At 71.3% G+C, this 13648-nt stretch carries 16 protein-coding genes; 10 read left to right on the top strand and 6 right to left on the bottom strand.

Annotated features, from left to right (window positions below):
- Positions 1-236 precede the first annotated feature (236 nt).
- A complete protein-coding gene (locus QH290_RS34370) occupies positions 237-734 on the top strand; it encodes a hypothetical protein (RefSeq protein ID WP_280267996.1) in 498 nt (165 codons plus the stop codon).
- A 6-nt stretch (positions 735-740) separates the two neighbouring features.
- On the opposite strand, the gene QH290_RS34365 is transcribed toward QH290_RS34370, so the two are convergent.
- The gene (locus QH290_RS34365; protein WP_280267994.1) at positions 741-1778 is read right to left on the bottom strand and encodes a beta-ketoacyl-ACP synthase III; all 1038 of its coding nucleotides are present in this window, start codon (positions 1776-1778) and stop codon (positions 741-743) included.
- Positions 1779-1868: 90 nt separating this feature from the next.
- Between QH290_RS34365 and QH290_RS34360 the strand changes: the two genes are divergently transcribed.
- Together QH290_RS34360 and QH290_RS34355 are read left to right on the top strand one after the other, a co-directional pair.
- A complete protein-coding gene (locus tag QH290_RS34360; RefSeq protein ID WP_280267993.1) occupies positions 1869-2468 on the top strand; it encodes a TetR/AcrR family transcriptional regulator in 600 nt (199 codons plus the stop codon).
- Between the two features lie 54 nt (positions 2469-2522).
- Positions 2523-2825, top strand: a complete 303-nt coding sequence (locus tag QH290_RS34355; RefSeq protein ID WP_280267992.1) for a hypothetical protein — start codon at positions 2523-2525, stop codon at positions 2823-2825.
- A 9-nt stretch (positions 2826-2834) separates the two neighbouring features.
- On the opposite strand, the gene QH290_RS34350 is transcribed toward QH290_RS34355, so the two are convergent.
- Positions 2835-3209, bottom strand: coding sequence for a hypothetical protein (locus tag QH290_RS34350; protein ID WP_280267990.1), 375 nt, complete (start codon positions 3207-3209; stop codon positions 2835-2837).
- 59 nt (positions 3210-3268) lie between these two features.
- Here QH290_RS34350 and QH290_RS34345 point away from each other — a divergent pair, with 59 nt between their 5' ends.
- From QH290_RS34345 to QH290_RS34335, 3 genes are read left to right on the top strand one after another with little or no spacing between them, the layout of a single operon-like run.
- Complete coding sequence (locus QH290_RS34345) at positions 3269-3823, top strand: GNAT family N-acetyltransferase (protein WP_280267989.1); 555 nt, start codon at positions 3269-3271, stop codon at positions 3821-3823.
- Between the two features lie 29 nt (positions 3824-3852).
- Positions 3853-3999 carry a DUF1059 domain-containing protein gene (locus tag QH290_RS34340; RefSeq protein WP_280267988.1) on the top strand — a complete coding sequence of 49 codons (147 nt, stop codon included), beginning with the start codon at positions 3853-3855 and terminating at the stop codon, positions 3997-3999.
- 30 nt (positions 4000-4029) lie between these two features.
- Positions 4030-5094: an ADP-ribosylglycohydrolase family protein gene (locus QH290_RS34335; protein WP_280387480.1), complete on the top strand. Its 1065-nt coding sequence runs from the start codon at positions 4030-4032 to the stop codon at positions 5092-5094.
- A gap of 51 nt (positions 5095-5145) precedes the next feature.
- Here the strand turns inward: QH290_RS34335 and QH290_RS34330 are convergent, their stop codons facing one another.
- Positions 5146-5790 (bottom strand): response regulator, encoded by a 645-nt coding sequence (locus QH290_RS34330; RefSeq protein WP_280267986.1) that lies wholly within the window; start codon positions 5788-5790, stop codon positions 5146-5148.
- Entirely contained in the window at positions 5787-6965 is a 1179-nt protein-coding gene (locus QH290_RS34325) for a sensor histidine kinase (protein WP_280267985.1), read from the bottom strand. Before QH290_RS34325 ends, QH290_RS34330 begins: the two co-directional genes overlap by 4 nt.
- A gap of 143 nt (positions 6966-7108) precedes the next feature.
- Between QH290_RS34325 and QH290_RS34320 the strand changes: the two genes are divergently transcribed.
- Positions 7109-7717 (top strand): hypothetical protein, encoded by a 609-nt coding sequence (locus tag QH290_RS34320; RefSeq protein WP_280267984.1) that lies wholly within the window; start codon positions 7109-7111, stop codon positions 7715-7717.
- On the opposite strand, the gene QH290_RS34315 is transcribed toward QH290_RS34320, so the two are convergent.
- A complete protein-coding gene (locus QH290_RS34315) occupies positions 7698-9374 on the bottom strand; it encodes a hypothetical protein (RefSeq protein WP_280267983.1) in 1677 nt (558 codons plus the stop codon). The two genes, QH290_RS34320 and QH290_RS34315, sit on opposite strands and share 20 nt — an antisense overlap.
- Positions 9375-9480: 106 nt before the next feature.
- Between QH290_RS34315 and QH290_RS34310 the strand changes: the two genes are divergently transcribed.
- Both QH290_RS34310 and QH290_RS34305 read left to right on the top strand, forming a co-directional pair.
- The gene (locus QH290_RS34310) at positions 9481-11028 is read left to right on the top strand and encodes an acyl-CoA carboxylase subunit beta (RefSeq protein ID WP_280267982.1); all 1548 of its coding nucleotides are present in this window, start codon (positions 9481-9483) and stop codon (positions 11026-11028) included.
- A gap of 251 nt (positions 11029-11279) precedes the next feature.
- Entirely contained in the window at positions 11280-12476 is a 1197-nt protein-coding gene (locus tag QH290_RS34305; protein ID WP_280267981.1) for a Cmx/CmrA family chloramphenicol efflux MFS transporter, read from the top strand.
- Here the strand turns inward: QH290_RS34305 and QH290_RS34300 are convergent.
- The gene (locus QH290_RS34300) at positions 12407-13369 is read right to left on the bottom strand and encodes a DMT family transporter (RefSeq protein ID WP_280267980.1); all 963 of its coding nucleotides are present in this window, start codon (positions 13367-13369) and stop codon (positions 12407-12409) included. The genes QH290_RS34305 and QH290_RS34300 overlap by 70 nt on opposite strands.
- Before the next feature lie 34 nt (positions 13370-13403).
- On the opposite strand from QH290_RS34300, the gene QH290_RS34295 reads away from it, so the two are divergent.
- On the top strand, positions 13404-13648 hold a 245-nt coding region (locus tag QH290_RS34295), incomplete at its 3' end, for a hypothetical protein (RefSeq protein WP_280387478.1).

Raw genomic sequence — 13648 nt, 5'->3', positions numbered from 1 at the left:
ATAAATCTTCGCGCGGTCCCCACCACCCCCCGGGGGGGGGGGGGGGGGGGGGGGGGGGGGGGGGGTGCGTCCCCCCGGGCCGGGCCCCCCCCCCCCCCCCCCGGGTGCGTCGCGGTCCCGGAGGAGGTCATGCGCACGCTGCTCACCACCCTGGAGCCGTCGAGGAAGCCGGTCATCGGGATGTACGCCACTTGACGAATGCGCTCGCCGGGCCGCCGCTCGGATAGGGTGGGCCGGTGACCAAGGTCGTCTGGGAGGCGTACCCGCAGCGTGCCGGACTCGATGAACCGGCGCCCGGCTATCTGTTGTCCGATGATCCGTTCCAGATCGCGGAGCGGCTCGCCGACGTGGGATTCGAGACCGGCCACCTAACCGGGGCGCGCTGGACCCGATCCGACGAGAACTACGTCTACACCGCGACGGTCGTCGAATCCGAAGCGCCCCATACCGATACGGCCGCCGAGATCAACTCCTACCTGAAGGCGACCGAGATCCAGCAGGACGCCCGGCGCATCCTGTTCGCCTTCGTGATCCACCAGGACTGCGGCGAGGGCCCGGTCGGCCGGGACGACGCGCTGCGGGTCGCGGGCAGCGCCGAGGCCCTGGACGCGCTGATCTACCTGCACGACCACGCCGCCGACATCGGCATCGAGGAGATCATGCACTCCGGATTCGACGCGCTCGCCCTGCTCTACGCCGAACGCACCCTCGGCCTGCGCTCGCAGGAGGAGTAGGGCGGCCTATCCGATGGCGGGCAGCCGCACGACCTGGCCCGCGTAGGCGAGTCCGGCGCCGAAGCCGAGCAGCAGCGCGACATCGCCGGGCCGCGCGGCGCCGGAGCGCAGCAGCTCCTCCATGGCCATCGGGATGGAGGCGGCGCTGGTGTTGCCGGTCTCGGCGATGTCGCGGGCCACCGCGACGGTGTCGGGCACGCCCAGCACGCGGATCAGCGCATCGGTGATGCGGCTGTTGGCCTGGTGCGGCACGAAGGCATCGAGGTCGTTGACGGTGACTCCGGCCTGGTCGAGCGCGTCGCGGCAGGCCTTCTCCAAAAACGTGACCGCCCAGCGGAATACCGCCTGGCCGTCCATCCGGATATAGGGCCGCACCGAGGTGCCGCCGCTCGCCTCGGCCGCGGCGACCTCGGCGAAGTACTGCTGAAAGTCCTTGTCCTGCTTGATCGCCGCGGTCTGGCTGCCGTCCGACCCCCAGGCGACCGGGCCGATGCCCTCGGTCTCCGACGGCCCCACCACGACCGCCCCGGCGCCGTCGGCGAAGATGAACGCGCACGTGCGGTCGGCCGGATCGAGCAGGTCGGTCAGCCGTTCCACGCCGATCACCAGCACGTAGCGGGCCTGCCCGGAGCGCACCAGGTTCGCGGCATTGGCCAGCGCGTAGCAGAATCCGGCGCATCCGGCCGAGACGTCGAACGCGGCGGTGTCGTGCATGCCGAGTTCGGTGGCCACCACCGCACCGGCCGACGGCCCCAGCACCATCTGCGACGAGGTGGCCAGCACCACGGCATCGATCCGGTCGGCGCCGATGCCGGACGCGGCGAGCGCATCGCGGGCGGCCGCGGTGCTCATGGAGATCACGGTCTCGTCGGGCTCGGCCCAGCGGCGGGCGGTGATGCCGGAGCGGGTGCGGATCCATTCGTCGGAGGACTGGATCCGGTCGACGATCTCGGCATTGGGAACCACCCGGCGGGGGCGGTACACGCCCAGGCCGAGCAGTTCGGCATGGGCGACCGGGGCGGCGGTGGCGATGTGGGCGGGCACAATGATCCTCTCTTCGCATGAACCGATCGGTTCACGCATGTAAGGTCTAACATGAACCGATCGGTTCACACAAGAGGAGGAGGGCTCCGCGTGACGGCCGGACCGCGCACCCGATTGATCGCCAGCACCATCGCCACGGTGCAGGAACACGGCGTGCACGCGGCCGGGCTGAGCGAATTGCTCAAGCGCAGCAACGCCTCGCGCAACTCGCTGTATCAGCACTTTCCCTCGGGGAAGGGCGAATTGGTGGAGACGGCGGCGCGGATCGTCTCGCGCGTGGTGTATTCGCACGTGTCGGTGATGGCCGAGGCGCTGGCCGCCGCGCCGACGCCGGAGCAGTGGCTCGACGCGCTGTTCGCGTTCTGGCGCGATCCGCTCGAGGCCAGCGACTACCGCGAGGGATCGTTCATGATGGCCGCCGCCCTGGACGAGCTCGACCCGGCGGTGCAGTCCGCGGCCGGGCAGGCATTCACCGAATGGACCGATCGCCTCGCCACGGGACTCGTCGCCGCGGGCGCCCCGGAGGCGATCGCGAATTCGCTCGCGGGCCTGCTGCTGTCGGCGATCGAGGGCGCGATCGTGCAGAGCCGCGCGCTCAAATCCCCCCGGCCCTTCGACGATGCCCGCATCCAGCTCACCGTGCTGCTGGAGCATCACCTCGCATTCGGCGCGGAGCGGACCTCCGCGTAGGAATCCGCGAGAAGCCCGCCACCGCAGGTGGGAGCGGATGGGAAGATCAGCTCCATGAGGGAGCAAGCACCGGGCGGCCTACGATTCGTCTCGACCGCCGAGGAGCTCGAGGCGCTGCCGCTGATGTCGGTGATCATGGCGGCCAAACCGTCCCGCTCGGTCTTCCAGAAATGGCTCGACCAGCAGGACCGGACCCCGAAGTGGGTGCGCACGACGAGCAGCGACCGATACACCTCCGAGGAGCTGAGCGTGGGCCCGTTCCCGCTGTCCGCGCCGCAGCGGTTCCGGTTCGTCGTGCTCTACGATCCCGCGGTGCACGGCCATCCCAACGACTGGGAGCCCGGCGCGTCCGCGTGATCGGGCGGGTCACGGTTCGAGGCGGTCCAGCAGCCAGCGGGGTCCGACGGTCCGCGCGCCGAGCGCCTCGACCCGGGCGCGGAGTCCGCGATCGGCGGTGACGACGGTGATCGGCGGCTCGGCGGCCGCGACCACCGCGACGATGGCGTCGTCCCCGGACCCCTCCGCTGACACCACGCGCAGGTCGCCGGATTCGCTGTCACCGGCGGCCTTCGCCGCGCCCTCGAGGACGACGACGATCTCCCCGAAGCGCTCGGCGGCCCCGCTCAGGGCGGCCAGCAGGCGCCGTGCCGCGCCCGCGCGATCGCGCCACCAGCCGTCGGGCCGCGAGCCGACGACATTGGCCGCGTCCACGACGATCAGCGGATGTTCGCCATCCCGCACGCCGGATCTCCTTCCGTCGCACCGAAGATATCCGGCCGCGGGTATGAGAGGTTGGACGCGTGTCAGTGCAGCAGGCCGCCGCCGATGGGGTCGGTCGAACCCCCGTCGTGCGGATCGCCCCGCTGAGCGGCCCGATCTTCGACGCGCTCGCCGCGGGCGATCTGGCGGCGGCGAACGCGCTCGGCCCGGTGCCGCTGACCGCGTACTTCACCGATCCGGTCTGGCGGCGGGTGTGGGCGTGGCGGGCTCGGCAGGCGCGCGAGGATCCGGCCTGCACCGCGTGGGTGACCGGCGCCGTCATCGATGTCGCGCGGCAGCTCACCGTGGGGATGGCCGGGTATCACGCGCCGCCCGACGCCTCGGGGACGGTGGAGGTCGGCTACGCGATCGATCCCGCGTATCGGCGGCGCGGCTACGCGCGGGCGGCGCTGGAGGCCCTGTTGCGCCGCGCCGGGGACGATCCGCGGATACGGACGGTCCGGGCATCGATCAGCCCGGACAACACGGCCTCCTATCGGCTGGCCGCGCGGTACGGCCTCGTCGAGATCGGGCGGCAATGGGACGAGGAGGACGGCCTGGAGATCGTCTACGAGATCCTCGGGCGCACACCCTAGACTCTCGAAGGAAGAAGGAAGGACAGCTGATGAAGCGAAACCTGAACTGCCCCTGCGGAGAAGCCATCGTCGGGACCGACGAGGACGACCTGGTGGAGAAGACGCAGGCCCACCTGGCCGAGAACCACCCGGGACACGAATACTCGCGCGACGAGATCCTGTTCATCGCCTACTGATTCCCCGCGGTGGCCTAGGGTTGCTGACTTGTGGTGGATTACGAAACGGTGTTCGACCGTGTCCGCGGCTCGTTGCTGGGCGGGGCGATCGGTGACGCGCTGGGGTGGCCGATCGAATTCGTGCAGCTGCCGAAGATCCGGGAGCGCTACGGCGCCGACGGTGTGACGGGGTTCCTGCCGCAGTCGGATCCGTCTGCGCCGCAACAGATCACCGACGACACCCAGATGACGCTGTTCACGGCCGAGGGGTTGCTGCGGACGGCGCCCGGTGCCGATCCGGTGCCCGCGCTGCACCGCGCCTATCTGCGGTGGCTCTACACCCAGGAGCACGAGGGGCCCGAGCCGGACGGCTGGCTGATCGGCCTGCCGTTCCTGCACGCCGTGCGCGCGCCCGGCAATGCGTGCATGTCGGGGCTGCGGCGGCAGGCGCGGGAATTCCTGGCGCCCAGCCCGCTCGGGCAGCAGGGGCCGGTGAATCCGGGGTCGAAGGGGTGCGGCACGGTGATGCGGTCCGCGCCGTTCGGGTTGGTCGGCGCGGGGCCCGATCACGCCTTCGCCGTGGCCGCGCGGGCCGCGCAATTGACGCACGGGCATCCGACGGGATACTTCGCGGCGGGTGCGTTCGCGGCCTTGACCGACCGCATCGTGAACGGTGTGGAGCTATCGGATGCCTTGCGGCAGACCATGTCTCAGCTCGCCGTATTCCCGGCGGCGGGGGAGACGGTTGCGGCCTTGAGCCGCGCGATCGAGCTGTCGGAGCAGGAGGCGACCCCCGAGCGGGTCGAGCAGGTCGGCGCGGGCTGGATCGCCGAGGAGTGCCTCGCCGTCGCGGTCTACAGCGCCCTGTACGCGGCCCGGACCGGCGATGTCCGTGCGGCACTGCTGCTGTCGGTGAACCACTCCGGCGATTCCGACTCCACCGGCGCGGTCGCGGGCAACCTGCTCGGCGCCATGTACGGAGTCGCCGCCCTGCCCCGGGACTGGGCCGTCGCCGTCGAGGGCCGCGACACCCTGATCCAGGTCGCCGACGACCTCGTCACCACCTTCGGCTCCGCCGACCGCACCCCCCTCGGCACCCGCTATCCGCTCGACTAGTACTCCGCCCCAAGCCATTCCAACTCACCCGGGGATGTGAGAGGGAGGGGATTACGGGAGCAGTCCTGCGTCGCGGGCGAGCATGGCGGCTTGGACTCGGGAGCGTAGGTCCAGTTTGGCGAGGACGCGGGAGACGTGGGTTTTCACGGTGGCCTCGCTGATCGATAGGCGGCGGGCTATCTGCTGGTTGGACAGGCCCTCCCCAAGGCAGGTCAGCACGTCGCGTTCGCGATCGGTCAGGTCCGCCAGGGCCGCGGGCGGGGTGGGCGAGGCCGGGGCTTCGGCGAAGGCGGTGATGACGCGGCGGGTGACGCTCGGCTCGAGGACGCCGTCGCCGGCGGCGACCAGCCGGACCGCCTCCACCAGCCGGGCGGCCTCCACCGACTTGAGCAGGAATCCGGCCGCTCCGGCGCGCAGCGCACCGTACACGTATTCGTCCAGATCGAACGTCGTGAGCATGAGCACCTGCGCGATTCCCTGGTCGACCAGGTGCCGGGTGGCGTCGATGCCGTCGCGGCCCGGCATCCGCACATCCATGAGCACGACGTCCGGGCGCAGCGCCGTGGCCTTGCGGACCGCGGCATCACCGTCGGCGGCCTCGGCGACGACCTCGATACCCTCGGCCGCACCGAGAATCATGGCCAGACCCACCCGGACCGCGGCGTGATCGTCGGCGAGCAATACGCGAATGGTCATCCGCCCACCCCCGGCACGGGCAGTTCCGCCCGCACCCGCCACCCCGCCTCGCAGGGGCCCGCGGTCAGTACGCCGCCGACGGCATGCGCGCGTTCGCGCATGCTGGTCAGTCCCGTGCCGCCCGTGGTGGTGGCCGCGGCCGCGGCGTCGGACGTCACATCGATGACCAGCCTGCCGTCACACCCGCTCACGCTGACCTCCGCCCGCCCGCCGGGCGCATGTTTGACCGCATTGGTGAGTGCCTCCTGCACGATTCGATAGGCGGAAAGGTCCAGCGCCGCAGGAAGATTCGGCGCGACCTCGAGGTGCGCGCGCACGGTCAGCCCCGCCGCCCGCGCCGAATCCAGCAGCGGTCCCAGGTCCGCCAGCCGCGCGGGCGCGGTGCGGGGCTCGTCGGCCTCCTCCGACTGCAGCAGCCCGATCATCGCCCGCATCTCGGTGAGCGAGGCGACGCTGTTCTCCCGGACCGAGGCCAGCACGGTCCGCATCGTGCGCGGATCGCCGTCCACCATCGACAGCGCGGCCTCGGACTGGATCGCGATCGCCGACAGATGCCCGGCCACGACGTCGTGCAGGTCGCGTGCCATCCGGGAGCGCTCGGCGGTGACCGCGGCCCGGCGGTCCAGCTCGGCGATCCGCGCGACCTGATCGGCGCGGGCGCGTTCGGAGTCGGCGATCGCGCGGTGTGCCCGCACCTCGTTCGCCCACCACACCGGAATCAGCGGGAACACACCGACTCCCAGCACGGCCAGCAGCCCCTGCCGCCAATCGCCGGTGGCCAGGCCCGCGCCGAGACCGGCCGCCAGGACCACCGAACCGGCCGCGCCGATGATGATCCGATTCGCCCGCAGGGAGCCGTTCAGGGTCGCGCTGTAGAGCAGGTCGGCGAGCACGTACAGCACGCCCAGGCTCAACCCGATCGGTGTCGCGGCCGCGGCGATCGCGAGACCCGACAGCAGTCCCGCGATCGGCGCGCGGGTCCGCAGCAACTGCGCGCAACAGACCCCGGCGAGCGGGACGAGGTGCGCCCAGCCGGGCACCGACCAGCCGGTCCCGAACCGCACCGTCAGCGGCAGCCGCAACGCCAGCAGCAGGCTCCCGAGCCCGAAGCAGGCCACCGCCATCAGCCCGTCGCGTTGCCAGGCGGGCCAGTCGCCGACCCTCGGCACCCTCATGCCCTCCATCTCAGCACATCCGGTGCCGCGCGGACCTCGGACGAAAGCGGGAACGTGCGGAGCCGGGCATCCGTCGAAGTGATGACGCGGTGTGCCCCCGATCGCCGACGCGCGGCCGGGCGGATCCGGCCACGCTCTAGGGCATGGAGGGGATACTCGACCAGCTCCGGACCAATCCGCTCGCGGCGATGATCGCGGCCTGCGAGGTGGGGTTCTGGGTGTTACTGGCGGCCGGGCTGGCCGCCCGCTATCTGCTGCGGTGGCGCCGCGTCAGCAACGTGCTGTTGATCAGCACCCCGCTGCTGGATCTGGCGCTGCTGATCGTGACGGTGTTCGACCTCGGCCGGGGCGCCACCGCCACCGCCGCCCACGGCCTCGGCGCCGCGTATCTGGGATTCAGTGTGGCGTTCGGGCACAGCACGATTCGCTGGGTCGACCAGCGGGTCAACCATCGGTTCGCCGGGGGACCGCCGCCGGTGAAACCGCCGCCGTCGGGCGATCCCGCGCGGGTGCGCTACGAGTGGCGCGAGTGGGCGAAATGCCTGCTCGCCTGGGCCACCGCCTGCGCGGTGATGCTGCTGCTCGTATTCGTGGTCGGCGCCCCCGGACGCACCGGGGAGCTGTGGGTGTGGATGGGCAGGCTCACCACGGTGCTGGTGATCTGGCTCGCGGTGGGTCCGCTGTGGGCGACGTTCACGCCCCGCCGTCCGGCGGACGAGGGCGGACCGACGGTCAGTTCCGGCCGGAGGTGATGTAGTAGTACATCGGGTCGATCATATCGAGCAGGCGCCGGATCTCGGTGTCGCTGAAGCGATTCCGGCGACTGATGGTGATCAGCACGAGATCGTTGATCGCCTCGAGGATCGTCTCGAAGGCACCGTCCGCCAGCTCCGTATCCTCGTTGTCCCCCAGCGGTTTCGACGCTTCGAGCGCCCCGCGGGCGCGCGCCGCGTGTTCCCGCAGCACACCGGCGGACCCGCGCCGACTGGTGACCTTGGCGGCGTGGTCGTAGAACTGGACGGCGGCCTGGGTCAGTACGGCGGGATTCGGGCGGACGAGCGAACCGTCGGCCCGCGGCGGGCTCGGGCTGGTCCGCTCCTCGAGCAGAGCCAGTGCGCGGGCCTTGGCGACGAGGTAGCGCGCGACGAGAATGTCACGGACACTGCCGAATTCGGTGGTTCGCAGCAGGTCGCCGGAGGCCTGCCCGTAGTCCGCGAGGGAGGACAGGAACGCCTCGGGCTCGGCGGCCGGGTCGATGCGATCGAGGCGCCGCGCCAGATCGTCGAGGCGCAGCAGCGCCCGGACGTTGCCCTCGTGGCGGCGGCGTTCGTCGTTGGTCGCGGGGAAGCAGGCGAGCAGGGCCCGCGTCAGCTCGGGCACGCGGTCGCCGAAGAGTTCGTCGAACAGGTCGCCGTGCTCGGGATGGTCGGCGTAGGCGAGCCGGATGCGGCACAGTCCGGCGATGATGTCGGCGAGTTCCTCGGCGCGCACACCGTCGCGGGGTTCGCGTGCCCGCTCGGACTCGGGCCCGCACAGCCGCGGCAGCGTGGTCGCGACGGTCAGCATCGCGCGCATCTCGCGCTCCGGGTCCGCCTCGACGAGCCCGCGGGCATGGTCGGCGTGGAACCGGGCCAGCTCCCGGTGCAGGTCCCAGCCGAGTGCCGCGGCGAAGGACATCTCGGTCTCCTTGATCGACCGGATCCGGCTCAGACCGGTGGGCTCGTAGTCGGCCCGGCGCGACAGCACGGTCTCGGCCGCCGCGGCGGCCTGGGTGCAGCGGATGCCGAGCATGCAGTCCAGGCGGGAGTCGACGTCGGCCAGGCGCAGCCCGCGGCGCGCCCAGTCGCGGGCGCTGCGCACGTGCGCCCGCTCGCCGCGCCGATGACTGCGCAGGTGGCGTGCGGCGAGTTCGGCGGACCAGTAGAGCATGTCGGGCCGGTCGTCGCGGGCGGAGGCGGCGTCGAACTGCTCCTCCAGCTGCGCGATGCTGTAGTGCCTGCTGGAGAACCGCGCCTCCCAGCGCGCCGCGTCGTCGGGCTCGCGGCGGCCGCGTGGCCGCGCGCCGGTGGCGGCCAGCTCGGCGATCTCGTCGGGGACGGGCCGGTTCCCGGCGGTCATCGTCTCGACCACGGCCGCGGCGAGCGCGCCGATGGTCTTGAAGTGCTTCCACATCGTGGCCTTCGGGATGGGGCCCTCGGTGCCGTCGCGCCGGATGTATCCGCGTGCGGCCGCGCACACATCGGCGGTGGTCAGGTGGGTGATCCCGTCCGGGCCCGGCTCGGCGATGCGCGCGGTCATCACCTGCTCCGCCGCCGCGACGATCATCGCCTGGGTGCGTTCCTCGAGCGCGCGGCCGCTGCGCTGCTGATAGGTCGGCTCGCCGCCGCGCTGCATTGCTGTAGACGACACGCACAACAGTCTATTGCAGTGCACATAGTTGTGTACGCGTCTATTCCTACTAATGTCGGATGGAAGCGTAACCGGCAATCCCGCAGCAACAAGGAGGAACGACCCTGTGGAGACGACGACCGCGGCGAAGCTGAAGCTGCTGCGCGAGCATCTCGCGTCGGCGCGGGAACCGGCCGGGGCGGCGGGCGTGGCCAAGCGCGCCGCGAAGGGAATTCCCAGCCCCCGCGAGCGCATCGACATGCTGCTCGACGCGGGGAGTTTCGTCGAGATCGGGGCGCTGGTGAAACAGCCCGGCGCCGCCGACGCCCTCTACGGCGACGGCGTGGTCACCGGGCGCGGGACCGTCGAGGGCCGCCCGGTGGTGGTGATCGCGCACGACCAGACGGTCTTCGGCGGTTCGGTGGGGGAGATGTTCGGGCGCAAGGTCGCCCGGGCCATGGATTTCGCCGCCGACGTCGGATGCCCGTTCATCGCGATCAACGACTCCGGCGGCGCCCGCGTGCAGGACGCGGTGACCTCGCTCGCCTGGTACGCGGCCATGAGCCGGCGGCAGCTGCGGCTGTCCGGCGTGGTGCCGCAGGTATCGCTGATGCTGGGCAAATGCGCTGCGGGAGCGGTGTATTCGCCGATCAATACCGATGTGCTGATCGCGACCGAGTCCGCGCACATGTTCGTCACCGGCCCCGAGATCATCCGCGAGACCACCGGCGAGGAGGTCACTCTCGACGAACTCGGCGGCGCCCGCACCCAGGCCCAGAACGGCAATATCCACCATGTCGCCGCGGACGAGCGGGCCGCATTCGATTGGGCGCGTGCGTATCTGAGCTACCTGCCGTCGAACTGCTTCGAGCAGGCGCCGCTGGTCAATCCCGGCCTCGAACCCGAAATCACCGATACCGACCGGGAACTCGACGCGATCATCCCCGACTCCGATCGTGCCGGATACGACATGTACGACGTGCTGGTGCGCATCTTCGACGACGGCGCGTTCCACGAGGTCGGTGACGGCGCCGCGCGCAATATGATCACCGGGTTCGCGCGGGTGGACGGCCGCAGCGTCGGGGTCGTCGCCAACCAGCCGCTGGTGTCGTCCGGGGCGATCGACGCCCGCGCCTCGGACAAGGCCGCGCACTTCATCCGGCTCTGCGACGGATTCGGGATTCCCCTGGTCTTCGTCGTCGACACGCCGGGGGTGCTGCCCGGCGTCGAGGAGGAGAAGATCGGCGTCATCAAGCGCGGCGGCCGGTTCTTCTACGCGGTCGTCGAGGCCACCGTCCCGATCGTGACGGTCGTGGTGCGCAAGGCCTACGGCGGCGGCTACGCGGTGATGGGGTGCAAGCAACTCGGCGGCGACGTCAACCTCGCCTGGCCCACCGCGCGCATCGCGGTCATGGGCGGCGAAGCGGCCGTCAGCCTCACCCAGCGCCGCCAGCTCGCGGCCGTCTCCGAGGCCGAGCGTCCCGCCCTGCGCCAGCAGATGATCGACTTCTACAACGCCACGGTCGCCACCCCCTGGGTCGCCGCCGAACGCGGTTACATCGACGCGGTCATCCAGCCCGCCGACACCCGCCTGGAAATCCGCAAGGCCCTGCACCTGCTGCGCGACAAGACCGCCCGCCACGACCCCCGCAAACACCACCTCATGCCGCTGTAGCGGCGGCCGGGTAACTCGTTGGCCCGGTCGGCGGGGAGGCTGTTACGGTGCGGGGGTGAATTCTCCGGAGGCGTCCAGACGGTAGCCGCTCGGCCTGTGTGCCGGGCGGCGTTGCGCATTTCCCCGGCTGGCGCACGGCCGGGGCGTATTTCGTAACGCCGGACGATGTCATCTCGCTGCCGGGCCCCGGTGTGCCCGGTGCGCACTCGTCTCGGGCGCCTCGTGAGCGCCCTCGCATCCGGAGATTTTCTATGCCCATTGTGGTTTTCGTGCTGGCTGTCGCGGTTTTCGCGCAGGGCACCTCGGAGTTCATGGTGTCGGGGCTGATGGCACCGATTGCCGCCGATACGGGGGTTTCCCTCGGTAGCGCGGGCCTGTTGACGTCGTTGTTCGCGGCCGGGATGGTGCTGGGGGCACCGGCGATGGTCGCGCTGGCGGGCCGGTTGCCGCTGAAGCATGCGGCCGCGGGATTTCTGGCGGCGTTCTGCCTCGCCCATGTCATCGGCGCCGTGACCACGGAGTTCGCCGTGCTGCTGGTGACCCGGGTCGTCGCGGCGGTGGCCAACGCCGGATTCCTGGCCGTCGCGCTGGCGGCCCTGCCGCGGCTCGTCGGTCCGGCAGCGGTCGGGCGCGCCACCTCGGTGGTGGTGTCCGGCGTCACGGTGGCCTGCATCGCCGGTGTGCCCGCCGGGACGGCGCTGGGCCAGGCATGGGGATGGCGTTCGGCGTTCTGGGCGGTGGCCGTCATCAGTGCGGCGGCGCTGGTGCCGGTCTGGGCGATGATTCCCCGTGCCGGTGAACAAGCTGGGGCGCAAGGACATTCGCTGCTGAGGGAGTGGGCGGTGGTCGTCGCGCGGCCGGTCCGGACCGCTGTCGCGGCGGGTGCGCTGGTCAATGCCGCGACGTTCGCGGGGTTCACCTACCTCGGCACGATCACCGCCGATGCGGCGGGCGATGACTGGGTTCCCGTGGTGCTGGCCTGTTTCGGGGTGGGCTCGTTCCTCGGAGTGACGCTCGGCGGCCGCTTCAGCGACCGGCACGGTGGCCGGATCGTCACGGCCGGAACGGTTGCGCTCGTAGGGATTTGGCTGCTCGCCGCGCTGACCGCGCGGGTCCCGGCCGGTGTGGTGATCATGGCCGTGGTGTCGGGTGCGGTCGCCTTCGGCGTCGGGTCGACCCTCATCGCGACGATCGTCCGGACGGCGGCGACCACCGCGCCGCGCATCGCGGGAGCCCTGGCGACCACCACCTTCAATATCGGCGCGGTCCTCGGCCCGTTGGTGGCCGGGCCGGTCGTCGACGGCACGGGCCGCCCCGCGACGGCGCTGTGGACGGCCGCGGCCTTCGTGACCGTCGCCGCGGCCGTCGTCGTCCTGGGTTATCGGCAGGTCACGACCTCGGCCGCACCCACGCCGGTGGCCGCGGATCGAGCGGCGGACCCGGTGTAGTTGACGGTGATCACCGCCGCGATACCGATGGCGAGCCCGGCGGCGGTGATCACCGTGAAGGATTCGCCGAACAGCAGTGCGCCCCAGACGGCGGTGACCGGGGCCATCAGGAACATCAGCGCATTCACCTGTGTGACACCGAGTTTCGCGACGAGATACCAGTACAGGCCGTAGCCGCCCAGGGTCGACAGCAGGATCAGCCACGCCAGTGCCAGCCAGAACGTGCCCGTGGCTGGTGGTGTGGCGGTTCCGGTCAGCAGGGCGGCGGCGGTGAATATCGCTGCGCTGGTGCAGCATTGGATCGTCAGGCTGGTCAGCGGCGGGACCGGGTGCGGGCCGCGCCGTTCCACCAGGGTGGCCGCGATCAGGCTCAGCATGCCGATCAGCGGGATGAGATACGCCCACCAGGGCACACCTGAGGCGTGCGCGGCATCGGAGGCGGTGACCAGGACGACGCCGCCGACGCCCAATCCCAGTCCGGCCCACTGGCGTCCGGTCACCGCCACGCCGAGCAGCGGGCCCACCAGCGCGGCCGCCGCCAGCGGCTGCAGTCCGTCGATCAATGCCGTGGTGCCCGTATTCACGCCGCGGGCGATCGCCCAATACACCGTCGTCAGATATCCGGTCTGCGACAGCACGCCGATGGCACTGTGCCGCACCAGGGTCGGACGGTCCGGCCACGGGATGCCGCGGGCGCGGTGGAACCGGTAGGCCACCGGCACCAGGACCGCGGCCAGGGGGATGAACCGCCACATGAGCACCGTCGTGATCGGGGAATCCGCCGCGCCCAGCTTCGCGCCGATGAATCCGGAACTCCAGCAGGCCACGAACAGCGCCGACAGCACCGCGACCCGTGCCTGCCCGGGACTGACTTTACTGATCTGTATACCCACCGGCTCCACTATACAGATCTGTATAGTGGAGGGTATGGACGTGGATGCTCCGATCGACTGGACGCCGAAGGCGCGGCAGATCCTCGCCACCGCGTCGCGGTTGTTCTACGACGACGGGATCACCGCCGTGGGGGGGGGCCCGCGCGGCCCCCCCGCCGGGGGGAGCGCGCCCCCCCGCCCAAGACCCGGGGGGGGGGTGGGACGCCCCCGGGGGCGGGGGCAGCCGGGGCGGTTCTCCTTCAACGTGAAGGGCGGCCGCTGCGAGGCGTGCTCGGGCGA

The organism is Nocardia wallacei, from assembly GCF_029869545.1.
Classification (GTDB): Bacteria; Actinomycetota; Actinomycetes; order Mycobacteriales; family Mycobacteriaceae; genus Nocardia; species Nocardia wallacei_A.
The sequence above is the reverse complement of the archived record's forward strand: the minus strand, read 5'-3'. Positions and strand labels throughout refer to the sequence as shown.